This window comes from Rhodoglobus aureus, from assembly GCF_039527955.1.
Taxonomy (GTDB): Bacteria; Actinomycetota; Actinomycetes; order Actinomycetales; family Microbacteriaceae; genus Rhodoglobus; species Rhodoglobus aureus.
Genome location: NZ_BAAAKW010000032.1, coordinates 39552 through 57019 on the forward strand (window position 1 = coordinate 39552; position 17468 = coordinate 57019).

At 60.6% G+C, this 17468-nt stretch carries 14 protein-coding genes and 3 tRNA genes; 11 read left to right on the forward strand and 6 right to left on the reverse strand.

All coding sequences use genetic code 11. From position 1 onward, the window contains the following. Positions 1–49: 49 nt before the first annotated feature. Positions 50–451, reverse strand: coding sequence for a thioredoxin (gene trxA / locus ABD112_RS09445; protein ID WP_343925305.1), 402 nt, complete (start codon positions 449–451; stop codon positions 50–52). A gap of 231 nt (positions 452–682) precedes the next feature. On the opposite strand from trxA, the gene ABD112_RS09450 reads away from it, so the two are divergent. Then, positions 683–2797, forward strand: a complete 2115-nt coding sequence (locus ABD112_RS09450; RefSeq protein ID WP_343925414.1) for an acyl-CoA dehydrogenase family protein — start codon at positions 683–685, stop codon at positions 2795–2797. 80 nt (positions 2798–2877) lie between these two features. On the opposite strand, the gene ABD112_RS09455 is transcribed toward ABD112_RS09450, so the two are convergent. Both ABD112_RS09455 and ABD112_RS09460 read right to left on the reverse strand, forming a co-directional pair. After that, positions 2878–3675: a TspO/MBR family protein gene (locus tag ABD112_RS09455; protein ID WP_343925307.1), complete on the reverse strand. Its 798-nt coding sequence runs from the start codon at positions 3673–3675 to the stop codon at positions 2878–2880. A 177-nt stretch (positions 3676–3852) separates the two neighbouring features. Continuing rightward, a complete protein-coding gene (locus ABD112_RS09460; protein ID WP_343925308.1) occupies positions 3853–3987 on the reverse strand; it encodes a hypothetical protein in 135 nt (44 codons plus the stop codon). Positions 3988–4049: 62 nt separating this feature from the next. Here ABD112_RS09460 and ypfJ point away from each other — a divergent pair, with 62 nt between their 5' ends. The 8 genes from ypfJ to ABD112_RS09500 all read left to right on the forward strand — a co-directional run bounded on the left by ypfJ (position 4050) and on the right by ABD112_RS09500 (position 13635). After that, positions 4050–4931 (forward strand): KPN_02809 family neutral zinc metallopeptidase, encoded by an 882-nt coding sequence (gene ypfJ, locus ABD112_RS09465; protein WP_343925310.1) that lies wholly within the window; start codon positions 4050–4052, stop codon positions 4929–4931. 297 nt (positions 4932–5228) lie between these two features. Continuing rightward, the gene (locus tag ABD112_RS09470) at positions 5229–6635 is read left to right on the forward strand and encodes a GH1 family beta-glucosidase (protein ID WP_343925312.1); all 1407 of its coding nucleotides are present in this window, start codon (positions 5229–5231) and stop codon (positions 6633–6635) included. A 76-nt stretch (positions 6636–6711) separates the two neighbouring features. Further along, positions 6712–7953 (forward strand): extracellular solute-binding protein, encoded by a 1242-nt coding sequence (locus ABD112_RS09475; RefSeq protein ID WP_343925314.1) that lies wholly within the window; start codon positions 6712–6714, stop codon positions 7951–7953. Between the two features lie 63 nt (positions 7954–8016). Beyond that, positions 8017–8895, forward strand: coding sequence for a carbohydrate ABC transporter permease (locus ABD112_RS09480; protein ID WP_343925316.1), 879 nt, complete (start codon positions 8017–8019; stop codon positions 8893–8895). Continuing rightward, positions 8885–9724, forward strand: coding sequence for a carbohydrate ABC transporter permease (locus ABD112_RS09485; protein WP_343925318.1), 840 nt, complete (start codon positions 8885–8887; stop codon positions 9722–9724). Before ABD112_RS09480 ends, ABD112_RS09485 begins: the two co-directional genes overlap by 11 nt. Before the next feature lie 12 nt (positions 9725–9736). Next, positions 9737–11293, forward strand: a complete 1557-nt coding sequence (locus ABD112_RS09490) for a glycoside hydrolase family 5 protein (protein WP_343925320.1) — start codon at positions 9737–9739, stop codon at positions 11291–11293. Between the two features lie 11 nt (positions 11294–11304). Further along, positions 11305–12522 (forward strand): ROK family transcriptional regulator, encoded by a 1218-nt coding sequence (locus ABD112_RS09495; RefSeq protein ID WP_343925322.1) that lies wholly within the window; start codon positions 11305–11307, stop codon positions 12520–12522. Between the two features lie 645 nt (positions 12523–13167). Next, a complete protein-coding gene (locus ABD112_RS09500) occupies positions 13168–13635 on the forward strand; it encodes a methyltransferase family protein (RefSeq protein ID WP_343925324.1) in 468 nt (155 codons plus the stop codon). A gap of 371 nt (positions 13636–14006) precedes the next feature. Here the strand turns inward: ABD112_RS09500 and ABD112_RS09505 are convergent. The 3 genes from ABD112_RS09505 to ABD112_RS09515 all read right to left on the reverse strand — a co-directional run bounded on the left by ABD112_RS09505 (position 14007) and on the right by ABD112_RS09515 (position 14332). Further along, positions 14007–14079 (reverse strand) — tRNA-Phe (locus ABD112_RS09505). 78 nt (positions 14080–14157) lie between these two features. Next, a tRNA-Asp gene (locus tag ABD112_RS09510) sits at positions 14158–14231 on the reverse strand. Between the two features lie 25 nt (positions 14232–14256). Beyond that, positions 14257–14332: transfer RNA gene (locus ABD112_RS09515), tRNA-Glu, on the reverse strand. 257 nt (positions 14333–14589) lie between these two features. Here ABD112_RS09515 and ABD112_RS09520 point away from each other — a divergent pair. Together ABD112_RS09520 and ABD112_RS09525 are read left to right on the forward strand one after the other, a co-directional pair. Then, entirely contained in the window at positions 14590–15876 is a 1287-nt protein-coding gene (locus ABD112_RS09520; protein ID WP_343925326.1) for a peptidoglycan DD-metalloendopeptidase family protein, read from the forward strand. A gap of 193 nt (positions 15877–16069) precedes the next feature. Continuing rightward, positions 16070–17407 carry a peptidoglycan DD-metalloendopeptidase family protein gene (locus tag ABD112_RS09525; protein WP_343925328.1) on the forward strand — a complete coding sequence of 446 codons (1338 nt, stop codon included), beginning with the start codon at positions 16070–16072 and terminating at the stop codon, positions 17405–17407. Positions 17408–17468: the final 61 nt, after the last annotated feature.

Consider the following 17468-nt stretch of genomic DNA (forward strand, 5'->3'; position numbering starts at 1 on the left):
TGAACGTCGACGGGCCCTTTGTGGTCTGCGGGAGTTTCTCGTTGGCTAGTTAGCCGGCGGGAGTAGCAGGTGCTTCGCCTGCTTCTGCTGCAGCCTGCTGCTCAGCAACCTGCTTGTGGACCTCGGTCATGTCGAGGTTCTTGACGCCCTCAATGACCTGCTCGAGGGCGGGGGCGGGGAGTGCGCCGGGCTGTGAGAACACGAGCACGCCGTCACGAAATGCCATGAGGGTGGGGATGGAGGTGATGCCTGCAGCGCCAGCAAGTTCTTGCTGTGCTTCGGTATCTACCTTGCCGAACGTGATGTCGGCGTGGGTTTCGCTTGCGGTCTCAAAGATGGGCCCGAACTGCTTACAGGGGCCGCACCATTCAGCCCAAAAATCTACGAGTGTAATTCCTTCTTTGGTGACCGTCTGGCCAAAGTCTTCTGAGGTGAGAGTGATAGTCGACATAGTTACATCCTTTCACGGAGGCCAACAACGTCTCCTGAACAAAGATTCCCACTGGGCAATCGCGCCCGCAGGGCAATACATCCCACAACGCTACGGCGGCTGTTTTGCGGTTTTGCACAAAGGGATGCGGCGGGTGCGGCATCCACTTGGTTGACCGTGAACGAGACACTTTGCACCCGCACGCAACGCTCGTACCGTGTGATTACCGAACTTTCACGAATCGAGATAGCCATGACACAGGTTCACGACACGGCAACCGAGACGGCGACCGAAGCACCTACCTCCGCCGTCGATGCCGCCAACACAACTTCCGCTGAGACCTCCCCCGAGACCCCAGCCATCAACGTCGAGTGGCTGGGTGAATACCTTCTGGGCAAGTGGGCCAAGGCCCGCAAAGAGTCGCGCGCGCTCATGGCGAACCCCGACCTTCACCAGGTCGCCGGGCTCTCGATGGCTGATCACCGCGAGCGTGTGCTGAACCAGATGTCGATCCTCGTCGATAACGATGCGATTCAGCGCGCCTTCCCCACCGCGCTGGGTGGCCATGACGATCACGGCGGAAACATTGCGGCCTTCGAAGAAGTAGTGCTTGCTGACCCGTCGCTGCAGATCAAGTCTGGCGTTCAGTGGGGCCTCTTCGGTGCTGCCGTGCTGCACTTGGGCACCAAGGAGCACCACGACAAGTGGCTGCCAGACATCATGAACTTGACGACTCCTGGCGCATTCGCGATGACCGAAATCGGTCACGGATCGGATGTTGCCAGCATCGCTACTACGGCGACCTACGACCCCGACACTGACGAGTTCGTCATCAACACCCCGTTCCGTGCTGCCTGGAAGGACTACCTCGGGAACGCGGCGCTGCACGGCAAGGCTGCGACAGTGTTCGCTCAGCTCATCACGAACGACGTCAACCACGGCGTTCATGCGTTCTATGTTCCGCTGCGCGACGACAACGGTTTCCTCCCCGGCCTTTCGGGTGAAGATGACGGTCTCAAGGGCGGACTGAACGGTATCGACAACGGCCGACTCCACTTTGACCACGTGCGCGTGCCCCGCATCAACCTGCTCAACCGCTACGGCAATGTTGACGAGAACGGTGAATACACCTCCGACATCGACAGCCCTGGTCGTCGCTTCTTCACGATGCTCGGCACGCTCGTTCAGGGCCGTGTTTCGCTCGATGGTGCCGCAGTGCTCGCGAGCAAACTGGCCCTCACGATTGCGATCAAGTACGGCTCGGAGCGCCGACAGTTCACGGCATCCAGCAACACGAATGAAGAAGTGATTCTGGACTACCAGCGTCACCAGCGCCGACTGCTACCGCGTCTGGCTCAGACCTACGCAATGTCGTTTGCGCACGAGGAGTTCCTCGACAAGTTCGATGGTGTGTTCTCGGGTCGCACCGATACCGATGCTGACCGTCAAGACCTCGAGACGATCGCGGCAGCACTCAAGCCCCTGAGCACGTGGGCGGCACTTGACACTCTGCAGGAAGCACGCGAGGCGTGCGGCGGTGCTGGCTTCATGGCCGAGAACCGACTCACCCAGATGCGCGCCGATCTTGACGTCTATGCGACGTTTGAGGGCGACAACAACGTACTGCTCCAGCTCGTTGCTAAGCGTTTGCTCACCGACTACTCGCGCAAGTTTGCTGGGGCGGATGCCGGTGCCCTCGCTCAGTACGTTGCGGACCAAGTCAGTGAGGCGGCAGTCAACCGCACGGGTCTTCGCCGCTTTGCCCAGAACGTTGTCGACTTCGGATCCACGGCGCGTTCGATCGGTTACGTGCGTGACACAGACTCGCAGCGCCAGTTGCTTACCGACCGGGTTGAGACGATGGTGGCGGATGTCGCCGGTAAGTTGCGTGCAGCCACCAAGCTTCCGCAGGCCGAGGCTGCCGCTCTCTTCAACAGTCACCAGAATCAGCTCATCATGACCGCGTACGCGCATGCCGAGCTGCTGCAGTGGGAGGCGTTCACTCGCGCGCTCGAGAAGATCGAAGACAAGGACACTGCCAAGGTCATGACCTGGTTGCGAGACCTCTTCGGCTTCTCGCTGATCGAGAAGAACCTGGCCTGGTATCTCATGCACGGTCGCATCTCCACGAACCGCGCACAGGCCATCACCGACTACATTGACGACCGTCTGCTGCCGCGTTTGCGTCCCCAAGCGCTGGATCTGGTGGCTGCGTTTGGTCTCACCGACGAGCTGGTGCGAGCACCGATCGCATCCGGTGCCGAGGCTGTTCGCCAGAACGAGGCTCGCGACTACTTTGCCGACCGTCGGGCGTCTGGCGAGGAGCCAGTGCACGAGAAGGACCTGAAGCAGAAGAAGCGTCGCTAACAGCGCTCAACTGAGGGCTGCCGACTCAAGCACAAGAGGTGCGGTCGGCAGCCTTAACCACGCGTTCGTGAAAGCTTCGTTCAGTTCGCGGTCTGTTCGGCGCGCAGCCGTTCAACTGCGAAAACTGTCGCACTCGCGAGAACGGCGACGACCGCGACGATCGCAGCGACGGCAGTGGGCTGAGAGATCAGGTCTCCACTGAGGCGTCCGACAGCAACCCAGGCGAGGCCCCAGCTGAGGGAGAGCGCTGGCGAGAAGTGTGTGCGGCCGCGAGCGGCGATGGCGATGCCCACAGCTCCGGCAACGATGATGATGGCGACGCCCCACACGTCTTCGGAAATACCGAAGCCCGTGAAGCCAATAGCGGCAAGCCAGGCGGTGATGTTTGCTGCGGTCGCAACACACACCCATCCGAGGTAGAGACCGATGGTGCCATCGGTGACGATCGCATCAATGGCACCAGCGGCCGGCACCCTGACGGTGATCAGGTACGCCTGAATGAGCACGGCCAACAGGATGATAATCACGGGAACGCTGAGGGCGAGCAGGTTGAACTGGATGGAGAGAATCCAAGCTGCATTGAGCACGAGGGATGCGGCAACCCAGTAGCCGACGCGGCGGTGCAGTTCGGTGCTGGACTGTTTGGGCAGCATTTGCCAGACAGCGTAGGCCACGAGGCCGAGGTAGATGATGCTCCAGATGCCGAAGGCTGAACCTGCGGGGGCGACGACGGTGGCATCGGCGTCGAGCGCACCGCCCGCAGCATCCTGGATCGGGGTGCCGCCTGCAGCCCCAGAGCCAACGAATGCCCCTATGAGGGCGAATGTTGCGCTCGCGGCGACGGTTATCTGCCTGACCACATCTTTGGATTCACGCATTAGGTTCTCCTCGGTTGGGTCTTAGCCTAGAACTCCTGAAGGTCAGTTCACCGAAGAATGCTGAAAGATATGTGGCGCTCAGGGCTACTCACAGGCTGAAGGCTGAGCTCGCTAGACAGAGCTGCCTCTGCCGGCGCGGGCCTCGACTCTCGATGCGCGGCACCGGACGCGAGGCTGCTAGTGCGTGAAGCCAGCGAGCAGGCTCGGCACAGCCAAGTTGACCAGCAGAATGATGCCAGTGAGCGCAACGACCGCACCCATCGCAACGAGGGCAAGCTTGCCAAGAACGGTGACAACGGTGATGGTCTTCATAGCTCAAGGATATCGGAGTGGTTGCGCTGGTGGGACGTGGCAACGAGTAGTAAATTTTCTCTATGACGTTCAATGACAACGCACGAATCAACCCCGGCAAGGTCTCTCGGCGTGGCCGAAACACCGGTATTGCCGTAGGCGGCGGTGGCAGTTTGCTCGTCATCGGACTGATCATCGCGTCCCAAGTCCTCGGCGTCGACCTGACAGGGCTCGTTGGCGGCGGAACAACTGGCGGCGGCGGGCAGGAGCAGGGCCAACCGCTCTCCGAATGCACAACGGGCGAGGCCGCGAATAACAGCATCAATTGCAGGATCGCCGCTGCCGCAGATTCGCTCGACACCTATTGGGAGAGCGAACTACCCACGCTCGGCCAGACCTACCGCACCACCAACGTCGTGCTCTTCTCGGGCCAGACGAACACCGGATGTGGCGGCGCCACTAGCGCTACGGGGCCGTTCTACTGCCCAGCCGATGAGCGCATCTACGTCGACACCGCCTTCTACGATGACCTGCGCAGCCGCTTCGGTTCGAGCGGCGGACCACTGGCGGAGATGTATGTCATCGCGCACGAGTGGGGTCACCACATCCAGAATTCGACAGGAATAATGGAGGGTCTCGATCGGCAGACGACTGGGCCGTCGTCAGATTCGGTGCGCCTTGAGCTGCAAGCAGATTGCTTCGCCGGAGCATGGGTGGGGGCGGCATCCACCATCAAGAACGACGACGGAGTTGTCTTTCTCGACCCCGTGACGGAGGCCCAGATTGCGGATGCGTTGAGTGCAGCGTCGGCGGTTGGCGACGACCGCATCCAGCAGTCCACGCAAGGCCAGGTCACTCCTGAGTCTTGGACGCACGGCTCGAGCGAGAAGCGCCAGCAATGGTTCATGACCGGCCTAAACGGCGGCCCAGGCGCCTGCAATACCTTCGAGGTCGCGACTCCGTAACTGGGACGCTGGGGTAGCGGGTGGGCTGCTCGGCGCAATAGTTAGCTCTAAACAAGTCGGGGCACTACTCTCCGTTGCGCCCGACTTTGTGGACGAGCCAGTACCCGCGCGGTTCGAAGCTGCGGCTGGCGGGGAGGTTGGCGGGTGCCGAGCCGCGAAGCGGGGCCTCGGCTGTTCTGGTGGTGACGCAACCGTCACATTTCTCATAAAAGACCCTTGACATCGTTTTGACACTGGTTATAGTAAGTATTGAAATAAGTCATAACCACAGCACCTTCAACCCGAATGCGATCAACGATGACCGAGACTTCTCCCTCCGCCCGGCTCAAGACTGAGCCTTCGCTTGAGGCCCTCGGCACTTTCCCCTCGGACTTCCGCTGGGGTCTCGCCACTGCGGCTTACCAGGTCGAGGGTGCCGCCTTCGAGGGTGGTCGTGGACCGAGCATCTGGGACACTTTCTCGCATACGCCGGGCCTCAGCCTGCACGGGGATACGGGTGACATCGCCTGCGACCACTACCACCGTTGGCAAGCAGACCTCGACCTGCTGAAGAATCTCGGAGTTACCGATTACCGGCTCTCCGTGTCGTGGTCACGGCTGCAGCCCAGCGGACACGGCGAGTTGAACGAGATCGCCGTCGCCTTCTACCGCGACGTTCTCGCAGGACTTGCGGCACGTGGCATCCGAGCACTCGTAACGCTTTACCACTGGGACCTGCCGCAGCCTCTCGAAGATGCCGGCGGTTGGCCAGTGCGGAACACGGCGTACCGCTTCGCAGAGTTCGCTACGAGAACCGTAACGGCGCTCGGCGACCTCGCTACCGACTGGTTGACACTCAACGAGCCATGGTGCAGCGCATTCCTCGGCTACGGAAACGGAGCGCACGCTCCCGGCCGCAAGGATTACCGCGCAGCGATTCATGCCGCGCACCACCTCAATCTGGGCCATGGGCTGGCCGTCGCGGGGATCCGTGAAGTAATGCCCAGCGCATCCGTCGGCATCACAAATATTGTGACCGACATCGTGCCCGCAACCGACTCGCCGGATGACGCGGCAGCAGCAGTGCGCCTCGACGCGTCGAGCAACCGCGTCTTCCTCGACCCCGTCTACCTGGGCGCATACTCGGACGCCGTGTGGGACACCCTTGGCCCCCGAGGACTTAGCGACGTGGTGCAGCACGGTGACCTCGAGATCATCTCGGCGCCCACCGACTTCGCTGGCGTCAATCACTACCAACGTGTCATCGCCTCGCACGACGCGACAGCACCTTTTGGGGTTGCCGAAAAGCCTGCTGAGCCGGCTACAACATCCTTTGGCTGGTCGGTCATCCCGGCAGCTCTGACTGCGGTACTGACCAGAGTCTCGCGCGAGTTCACCAGTGTGCCGCTCTACGTCACCGAAAACGGGGCGAGCTACGACGACTACGTCGACCCCAATGGCGATGTTGTCGATACCGAGCGGATCGCCTACCTGCGCGGCTACCTCGGCGCGGCCGCCGATGCGATCGCAGCAGGCGTTGATCTTCGCGGCTATTACGCGTGGTCGTTCCTCGACAACTTCGAGTGGGCGGAAGGCTACAGCAAACGTTTCGGCCTCGTATGGGTCGACTACCGCACTCAGGAGCGGATCCCGAAATTGAGTGCGCACTGGTATCAGCGCCTCATCACCGAGCATCAGGAAGTCGTGGCGTACACAACAGCCTGACCCGAATGGTGCGAGTCTGGATGACTCGCCCATGCACCACTGCAATGCACAGGAAAAAACGAGAAAAGGAATCTCAATGAAGAGAACAGCAACCTCCGTTGTCGCCGCCGTTGCGGCAGTGGGGCTCACCATAGGCATGAGCGCGTGCTCGACAACAGCCGCGACCGGCAGCGTCGACGCTGAAGGTCCACTAACCGTCTGGGTCATGGGCGACTCGGGTACGAACTTCGAGAATCTCGTGGCTGACAGTGGCATCGAAGTTGAGGTCGTCGCGATCCCGTGGGATTCGATCGACGAGAAGCTCACTACTGCTGTCGCGTCCGGGTCTGGGCCTGACATCCTCCAGATCGGTCTATCCAAGCTCCGCACGTTTGCGGATGCCGGTGCACTCCTGCCCCTCGACGATGAAATTGCCAACTACCCCGGTCTCGACCCCGCGAACTTCCCTTCAGGGGTTTCCGGCACCGCGACTTCGGTTGGTGGAGAGATCGTGAGCGTTCCGTGGACAAGCGACACGCGGGTGCTTTTCACTCGCACCGACATCCTTTCGGAAGCCGGCATTGACGCACCCCCGGCCACGTGGGACGAACTGCGTGCTGACGCTAAAACTCTCGCGGCACGCGGCGAAGGCCAGTACGGCTACTACATTCCTCAGTGGGATGCACCGCTGCCAATCGAGATGACGTGGAGCATGGGTGGTGAGGTCATCGATGCTGACGGCAACGTCAATTTCGATACTCCCGAGTTCCAGAAAGCAGTCGATATCTACACCGGGCTTTACGCAGACAAGAGCGTGCCCGTCAATGGCGACTTCGATCAGACCCAGGGGTTCATCTCCGGTGTCGCACCGATGCTCGTGAGCGGCCCTTACCTGGGCAGAGGTATCGCAGACTCGGCCCCAGAGCTTGACGGCAAGTGGCAGGCAAGCCCGCTGCCCGCTGGTGATGGTGGGTCTATCTCGCTGTTCGCTGGTTCGAACCTTGGAGTGTGGGCCAACACCGACCAGAAGAATGCCTCACTTGAGCTGCTTGAGTACATTTCGCAGTCCGAGCAGCAGCTTGAGTGGTACGCCATGACCGGCGAGCTGCCGACGGTGACTGCCGCCCTTGAAGATGGGGAACTAAACAGCGACCCCAATGTGAAGGTCTACACCGACCAGCTCAAGACAGCCAGGGTTCTTCCGCTCGTCTCCAACTGGGATGGTGCTGTCGGAACCGAGTTGCTCAATGCTCTCAACGCGATAACGCTCACGGGAGCGGATGCGAAGTCGTCACTTGACGGCCTTTACTCCACAACCGCGGGCCTCACGATTAACTAGCAACAACCACCTCTCAGAAGTAATCCAGCGTCGCGACGCGACACGAACAGGAAGGACAGCACGGTGCGCAATCGCCTTACTCCCTACCTGTTCGTGTCGCCCGCCATGCTTCTGCTCATCACCTTCGGGATTTTCCCGATCCTTGTCGCCGCTGTCATCAGCACGACAAACATGAACATCTCCGCCTTCGCCGACTGGAACAACGTCAAGTTCATCGGCATCGACAACTACACAAAACTTTTTGCAGACCCCGACTTCTGGCAGGCCATCGGCAACACTGGTCTGTTTGCGGTGTTTGGGGTGCCGGCCATTGTGGTCCTGTCGCTCGGGGTCGCGCTGCTGCTGAACCATAGCCAGAGCAGGTTCTTCCGCTCGCTTCGAGCGTTCTATTTCATCCCAGCCATCACCGCCATTGTGGCCATCTCACTCGTGTGGGGCTACCTCTACAACACCCAGTTCGGACTGCTCAACTATCTGTTCTCGCTCGTGGGAGTGCCCCAGGTGCAGTGGCTGTCAGACCCGCTACTGGCGAAGTTCTCCGTGGCACTTGTCGCTGTCTGGCGCGGAACAGGGCTCAACATCATCATCTTCCTTGCCGCACTTCAGGGTGTTCCGAAGGAGTACCTGGAAGCGGCATCCCTCGATGGGGCAGGGGAATGGAAGAAGACGTTCTCGATTGTGATACCCCTCATGCGTTTCGCGATTTTCTTTGTGAGCGTCACCACCACGATTGCGTGGCTCCAGTTTTTCGACGAGCCTTTCGTGCTCACCGACGGTGGGCCGCTCGGTGCCACCACCTCGGCCTCGATCTTCCTCTACAAAGAGGGCTTCAGGCTCAACCAGTTCGGGTATGCCAGCGCCGGTTCGATCGTGCTATTCGCGATCATCGCCGTGATCACCCTCATCCAATTGCGAGTGAGACGGGCAGACGATGACTACTGATCGCACTCACGCCAAGCGGAGACGCGCGCTCACCGTAACGATCGGAATCGCGCTGGGGATCGGCGCCCTGATTACGGCGTTCCCGTTTCTGTGGATGCTCACGACCGCGTTCAAGCCGCAGCGGGAGTCGGTGACTTTCCCTCCCACGATCCTGCCTGAGGCGCCGACACTTCAGTGGTTCCAAATTCTCTTCACTGAGATGGACTTCGGACGTTACCTCGTCAATACAATCCTTGTCGTACTTATTGGATTCATCGGCTTGATGTTTATGGCGATGGCAGGGTACGCGTTCGCGAAATTCGATTTCCGTGGGCGCCGGTGGATGTTCTTCCTCGTTCTCGCGACAATGATGATCCCGATTCAGGTCACTATGATTCCGACCTATCTGATCCTCAACGGCATGAAGCTCACCAACACCCTGGTCGGCATCGCTCTCCCGACGTTGGTGAGCGGATTCGCCATCTTCCTCTTCCGTCAATTCATGACCACCATCCCCACGGAGATGCTTGAGGCCGCGCGCCTCGACGGAGCCGGAGAATTCCGTACGTTCTGGCAGATCGTGCTGCCGATGTCTAAGCCGATCCTTGCGGTGCAAATCGTTCTGACATTCATCTCCGGTTGGAACAGCTTCCTGTGGCCGCTCATCATTGCGAGCGACCAGAAGCTCTACACACTCTCCGTTGGGCTCGCTCTGCTCAACCAACAGCTCGCAGTGAACCCCTCGCTGCAGATGGCGGCGGCTTCTGTGATGGTCATTCCGATCCTCATCGTGTTCATCGTCTTCCAGCGCTATGTCATTCAGGGCTTCGCCCTCTCCGGTCTTAAGTAACGAAAGCAACCCATGACTGATCTCATGATCGCCACACCAGCGTTCGAACCACGTCCCGCATCCTTTGACGGCTTTGTGCATGCACAGGATGCTCGCCTCGTCGATGGCTCAGGCCGCGAGTTGCTCCTCCGCGGGGTGGGGCTGGGCAACTGGATGCTGCCCGAGGGATACATGTGGAAGTTCGGCCCAGGAGCGGAGTCTCCTCGGGAAATCGAGCGGCTCACGGAGCGACTCCTGGGGGCTGCGGAAGCGGAGCGATTCTGGGAGGGCTTCCGGACGAACTTTATTGCTGAAGCGGACATTGCTCTTATCGCGGCATCCGGTTTCGACCATGTGCGGTTGCCGATCAATTCGCGCGTTATTCAGGATGAGAACGGCGATCCGATTGAGGCTGGTTACGCCATGATCGATCGGCTCATCGAGTGGTGTCGTGAACACAAGCTGTGGGTGATGCTCGATCTTCATGGGGCACCGGGCGGTCAGACGGGCACCAACATTGATGATTCGCCGCACAATCTGCCGGAGTTGTTCATGGAGCCGCGCTACCGCGAGCTCACCGTGCGGTTGTGGCAGGATCTTGCAACGCGCTATCGCGATGAGACGGTCGTGCTGGGATACGACCTCCTCAATGAGCCGCTGCCGAACGAATGGCAGCACACCTACGCGGATTCTCTCACTGAGCTCTACCGCGACCTGACGCGGGAGATTCGCGCGGTCGATCCCGACCACCTCATCGTTTATGAGGGTGCGCACTGGGCCACGAACTGGGACATCTTCACCGAGGTGTGGGATGACAACTCGCTGCTGCAGTTCCACAAGTACTGGTCATCGCCCGACACCGAGTCGATTTCGGCGTTCCTTGAGGTTCGGGATCGTCTTGGACTGCCCATCTACATGGGTGAGGGTGGCGAGAACACACTCGAGTGGTTGTATGCGGCGTTCCGTCTGTATGAGTCGCACGGGATCGGTTGGAACTTTTGGCCGTGGAAGAAGATTGACACTCGCACGTCGGCTGCGTCGATTATTGCGCCAGAAGGATGGGACCGTGTCATTGCCAGCATTAGCGACCCTTCAGCGATCACTCCCGCCGAAGCGAAACCTGTCTTTGAGGATCTGCTTGACGCAATGAGGATCGAGAACTGTCGTTGGCAGCCTGAGGTTATTGCGGCTCTTCTTGCTTCTCATCCGGCGGTCCTGCCCGTGTGGGGGTACGGCTATCGCGGTGCTGGTGAGTCCTATTCGATTGCTGCCACAGGCGGTGTTGAGGCGATCCGCGCCGGTGACACAGTGCCGTTGCGGTGGGCTAGCGATGGCGACAACCCCGCAAATCCGTTCGAGCAGATGGATGGCCGTGTCTACGATATCGCCGAGGAACTGGTCGTGGACCTCTCCGAGGGCGACTGGCTCGAGTACGAGTTCACGGGTGCCGCTGCGGCGCACGTGGTGGACGGCGAGGGCCGGGATGCTGCGGTGCGCGTCGAGCAGACGGCCCGCGGCATCCGGGTCATCGCCACCGGCGAAACAACTGTCTCAAGGATCTACCCGTCGGGAGGCGACAAGACTTGGTAGGGTCTGGATTTATGATCGGGCGCATCGCACTCACTACTTCCGCGCCGGCAACGGTGAGCGATGTGCGTCAGCGCAACCGCTCGCAGGCGCTGCGCAGTGTGATTCTCACAGGCGAAACGACGCGCGCGGCTATCGCACGCGAGTCGGGCCTGTCGGTCGCGTCGGTCACGAATCTGGTTTCCGAGCTCATCTCGGAGGGGCTCGTCATGGAGGCCGGCTCGGTGGCTTCGAGTGGTGGACGACCGGTGACCCTGCTTGCCCCCAACCCTGTCGGTGCCTATTTTCTGGGCGCGGATGTGGGCGAGCGTGGTGTTGCGGTTGAGCTGTTTGACCTGTCGATGACGCGCATCGATCGGGAGTTTCGCGGTGGCCGCGAGGGTGAGCCCATTGAAGCGATCGCTGCCGATCTTGATGAGGCGCTTAACGCTTTGCGGGCGCGGAATCCAGCAGCATGGGACCGTATGGTCGGCATCGGGCTGGGACTGCCCGGAATCGTCGAGTCGGATGCTGAGGGCCGCCAAGTTCTGTACGCCCAGAGCCTCGGTTGGTCGCCCATCCCTGTCGCCGATCTCGTTTCGCACGACATGCCAGTTTTTGCTGAGAACGGCGCTAAGACCCAGGCGATGGCCGAGCTGTGGGATGGCGCGGCACGTGGTGTGAACGAAGCCCTCGTGGTGCTGCTCGGTCGCGGCGTCGGCCTCGCGATTGTGTCGAATGGCGAACTTGCTCGCGGTCTCAACAGCAGTGCCGGGGAGTGGGGTCACGTCAAGATTGTGCGCAACGGGCGTCTCTGTCGCTGCGGTGGACACGGATGTGTCGAGGCTTACCTTGGTGCGGATGCCATTCTCGAATTGTGGCGCGAAGCCGGTGGAGTATTTGATGGTTCCGGCTGGGGCGCCGTTGGGCAACTGCTTGAGTTGCGCGACCCGGTTGCTGTTGGTGTCGTCGATGAACTCATTGAGACCCTCGGTTCAGCGCTAGGCGGCCTCGTTAACCTCACCAACCCCGAGCGAGTTATTATCGGCGGCTGGGTTGGGCTCCGACTTATGGAGTCGCTCGCCTCCCGCGTTGAGGAAGCGACGTGTGCAGAGGCACTCGTGCGACCGGGCGGGCAGTTTTCGCTGCACGCCTGCAGCTTCGGTGGTGACACTGTCGCACTGGGTGCGGCAATTATGCCCCTCGAAGCGTTGCTTGCTGCGCCGCGGGGTAGTCAACCGCCGATGCCGTAGCGGGCTTCTGCGGGAGAGTCCGCTAGCTAAGATTTCGTACCTCGAGGGCCGATCGCACTCGGCCAGAGCTGCGGCCGCACATTCAGCTAGTCCTTAGACGATTCTCATAGTTTCAATCGCGACTCTGCACCCCACGCAATCCAGGAGGGGTTCGTGCGCCGCACGGCTCGAGCTCGAACCATCGCAGCGAGAAGTCCGCCGACCCCAACACGCCTGCACCTTTGCGGTGACGGATGTTGCAGCCAACTGGTTTGCTCGTTACTTCGATTCCAGCTCTTGGACCTCCGCGGGTGTCTTCACCGCGGCCGAAGTCAGCCCGAAAGATGGCTAGGACGAGGTCTCTTGGGATTCCGCAGTACAGCCTTCTTCAGGCGAAGAGGTTGTCGGTTCAAGGGGAGGAAACGCGGGGTTCCCTGGCTTGTCTAGTCACTAGACAAGCCAAAGCGAAAGTCAGCTGCCCGGTTAGGCGGTGTAGGGCGGCGTTCGTACGCCACGTTGCTGCTTCCTCGACGTTCCCGGCGACAAGTCGTAGCCTCTAGTCAGGACCTAGCAAGGAAGTGCACCTGCATCACTGTGACCTCGAAGCCAGCGGGCAATCGCCGGTGATGAAGACACCCCAAACAGATTGTCGAAGAGGAGCAGATCATGAGCAGACGCGCGATCGGGATTGCACTCGTCGCCGTGCAGCTTGTGCTGCTCGCCGCGGTTGTTCTTCTGCCGTGGAACGATCCGCTGTGGCACCGCGACGCTCTCGTCTATGTCCTTGCGGGGTTGCTCGCACTCACTGGCGCGGTCATCGCGGTGCTCGGCGTGCGCGGGCTTGGTCGTTCCCTTACCGCCAGCCCGGTGCCGCTCGACAGCTCAGAACTGGTGACCGACGGCCTGTACGGGCTGGTGCGCCATCCGATATATAGCGGGCTCATGCTTGGCGCACTCGGTGTCGCGCTGGCTGGCGCCACCTGGTGGCATCTGGGCGTGTGGCTGGCGCTCGTGGTGCTGCTCATGGCCAAGGCGCGCTGGGAGGAGCGGATGCTCGCGGAGCGCTACGAGGACTATCCCGACTATGCACTCCGCGTCGGCCGCTTTATCCCCGGCGTCGGGCGCATCGGCTGAACGACTGCCTCACCCGCGCTACAACCAAGCGCGGCTTCTGAGCGTGGCTAGGCCTGCGGAGAGGTTCCGCACGAGTGCCCCTCGTTTCCACGTTCTGGCTTGGTCTGACGCCCCGTCCAGCCCCTGCAGCCTTCGGAAACTCAGGAAACTCTCGCCGAGTGGCAATGTGATCCCTGTTAACAAGCGCGTTGTGGTGTAGGTACGGTCGGATCTCCTGAGTTTCCAAAAGGACGGGCGACCAGTGTCAAGCTGAGGAAGAAGGGCTCCCGGCGCTGAGACGGCTGGCCGGTCGCGCGCCGTAGGTCGCAAGAAGCAGGGCGCGAGGACAAAAAAATGACCCTCGCCCAGTAGAAGCCCGGGAAAGGGTCAAGTGGCTCCGACGGGCGTCGATCCCGTGACCTCACAATTTTCAGTCGTGCGCTCTACCAACTGAGCTACAGAGCCGTAAGAGTTGCCTCTTACTCGCAAGGGTTTCCCCCTACTACACAAAAAGCCCCTCCTTTCGAAGAGGCGTTCTGTTTGCGACCCTGACCGGACTTGAACCGGCGACCTCCGCCGTGACAGGGCGGCGCGCTAACCAACTGCGCTACAGGGCCTAGCTATTTAATTCTGTGTTTTGTCTGGTGACCCCAACGGGATTCGAACCCGTGCTGCCGCCGTGAAAGGGCGGTGTCCTAGGCCACTAAACGATGGGGCCTCGAAGTCACAGAACTTCTTAGCTACCGAGGGAAAAGCATACGGTGACTTTCGTGATTTACCAAACTGAGAAGCAAGCTATCTGGTATCTCGCAAAAACCATGTTTTCCAACAGGCTCAAATGTACTCGACTCTGAGGCGATCAGATACTACGTTCATGGAAAGGTTGAGACTTTTGGGCCACGTGTTGTTAGCGTGGTCAGTGTTACTGCTGTGACTAGTGTCCATTAGCCAGCGCTCAACATCTTGAGGGGAATAATGAACGTCACGCAGGCGAGTCGGGGGACCGCGGCAAAGCTCACTCTTCGCTCACTAATTTTTCGTGTAGTCGGCTTCACAGCCGTGCTCAGCCTCGTTGTCGGAGGCACGCTGTTTGGTGGCACCGGTCAGGCCGTGGCTGCCACGGACTACCCCACATGGAGTGATGTTACTGAGGCCCGTAACGATGAGGCCGCCACTAAGGCTGTAGTCGCCCGCATTAAAGCCGCTCTCATTCAGCTCGAGACTCAAGCTGCTGCCGCCCAGAAGAATGCCGAAGAAAAGGGCAACCTCTGGCAAGAGGCCGACACTAAGTACCAGGCCAAGTCTGCTCAGACCGAAACTTTGCAGGAGCAGGCGGATGTCGCTAGCGCTGAAGCTGACGAAGCTGAGAAGCGAATCGGCGAGCTTGCTGCGCGGCTCGTGCGTGATGGTGGCGGCGATGTCACCACGAACCTCCTCACCAACTCGCAAGATGCAGATGCCCTGCTCTACAACTTGGGTATGTCGTCGAAGATCTCGCAGCAGACATCCGCACTTTTTGATAGTGCAGTTCAAGCCCGCAACACGGCCCAGTCGCTGAGCGACGCAGCCGAGGTTGCTCGTGCAGAACTTGAAGTACTCAAGATCGCCGCAGAGAAGGCATTCGCCGAGGCCCAGGAAGCCTCCCAGGCCGCAGCGGCTGCGTTGGCGGAGCAGGAAGAGCGCAAGATTGAATTCGACGCTCAGCTGGCTGCCCTCACTGCAGCGCGTAAAACCACTGAAGCTGACTACCTTGCGGGAGTTCGTGTTCGCGAAGCTGCACGGGCGGCAGCGGCAGCGGCGGCAGCGGCGGCGGCACAGGTTCCCAATATCGACGCCGGTGAGATCAGCCTCAGCGGCTGGGCTCGCCCCGCCGGTGGCTACATCAGTTCCACCTACGGCTACAGCTCGAACTACGGTTCCAGCTTCCACAAGGGTATTGACTTGGCCGCTGGCTGCAACTCAAACATCTACTCTGCCTCCAGCGGAACCGTCGTTTACGCCGGCTACGGCTGGAACGGTGGCTACGGCAACTACATCATCATCGAACACGCCAACGGCCTGCGCACCGCTTACGGTCACATCGCCCCCGGCGGCATCCGAGTTTCGTACGGCCAGAACGTTGCCGTTGGCACCAACATTGCCAAGGTGGGTTCAACGGGAAACTCCACCGGATGCCACCTCCACTTCGAGGTTCGCCCCGGTGGGTGGAACACCACTGATCCGATCCCGTTCATGGCAAACCAGGGCATCCGCCTCGGCTAAGACCATCGAAGTCGGTCTTAACCGCCCCAACCATCGAACTTGACCCGCCGGTAGGGTGCGCGACAGTGGTGGCGTGCCAAAAACTAGGTTCAGGGAAAGGTTGAGACTTTTGGGCCACCTGTTGGTAGTGTGGTCAATGTTATTGCTGTGACTAGGGGGGTACTAGTCGGCACTCAACATGTTGAGGGGAACAATGAACGTCACGCAGGCGCGTCGGGGGACCGCAGCGAAGCTCACGCTTCGCTCACTAATTTTTCGAGTTGTCGGCTTCACTGCCGTGCTCAGCCTCGTTGTCGGAGGCACGCTTTATAGCGGAAGTGGCCAAGCCGTAGCCGCCACGGACTACCCCACGTGGAGCGACGTCGCGGAGGCACGCAACAACGAAGCTGCTACGGAAGCGGTCGTTTCGCGTATTAGGGCTGCTCTTGTTCAGCTTGAGTCGCAGGCCGTGGCCGCCCAGAAAGATTCCGAAGAAAAGGGAAACCTCTGGCAAGAGGCCGACACTAATTTCCAGGCCAAGTCTGCTCAGACCGAAACTTTGCAGGAGCAGGCGGATTCCGCCAGCATCGAAGCCGATGAAGCTGAGAAGCGAATCGGCGAGCTTGCCGCGCGGCTCGTGCGTGCCGGTGGCGGCGATGTCACCACGAACCTCCTCACCAACTCGCAAGACGCCGACGCCCTGCTCTACAACTTGGGTATGTCGTCGAAGATCTCGCAGCAGACATCCGCACTTTTTGATCGTGCAGTTCAAGCCCGCAACACGGCCCAGTCGCTGAGCGACGCGGCCGAGGTTGCTCGTGCAGAACTAGAAGTACTCAAGGTTGCCGCCGAAAAGGCGTTCGCTGAGGCACAGGCAGCCGCACAAGCAGCCGAAGTGGCAGTTGCCGAGCAGCAAGAGCGCAAGATCGAGTTCGACGCGCAGCTCGCTGCTCTCACTGCAGAACGTCAAACCACCGAGGCTGACTACCTTGCGGGAGTTCGCGTGCGCGAAGCAGCGCGCGCTGCCGCTGCAGCAAAGGTCGCAGCCGAAGCCAGGGCTGCTCAAATCGCCGCCGAGAAGGCAGCAGCTGAGGCCGCCGCCCAGAACCCTGGTAGCAGCACGCCTGCTGGTCCCAGCTCGTCTGGTTGGACTCGCCCCGCTGGTGGCTATATCACGTCAACCTACGGTTACAGCTCGCAATACGGCTCCCGCTTCCATAAGGGGGTCGACCTGGGTGCGAACTGTGGCACCAACATCTATGCCGCGACAAGCGGGACCGTTGTTTATGCCGCCTACGGCTGGAATGGTGGCTACGGAAACTACATCATCCTCGAGCACGCCAACGGACTGCGCACCGCCTACGGACATATCCTTGCTGGTGGAATCCGCGTCTCCTACGGACAGAGTGTTGCCGCTGGCACCAACATCGCCAAGGTGGGCAACACCGGAAACTCCTCTGGATGCCACCTCCACTTCGAGGTTCGCCCCGGCGGCTGGAACACCACTGACCCGGTCTCGTTCATGGCAAACCAAGGCGTCCGCCTCGGCTAATCCCTCCGAGGTCGGCCGTCCGCGGTCGCACTAATCCTTAAACGCCAATGGCGGATGCTCT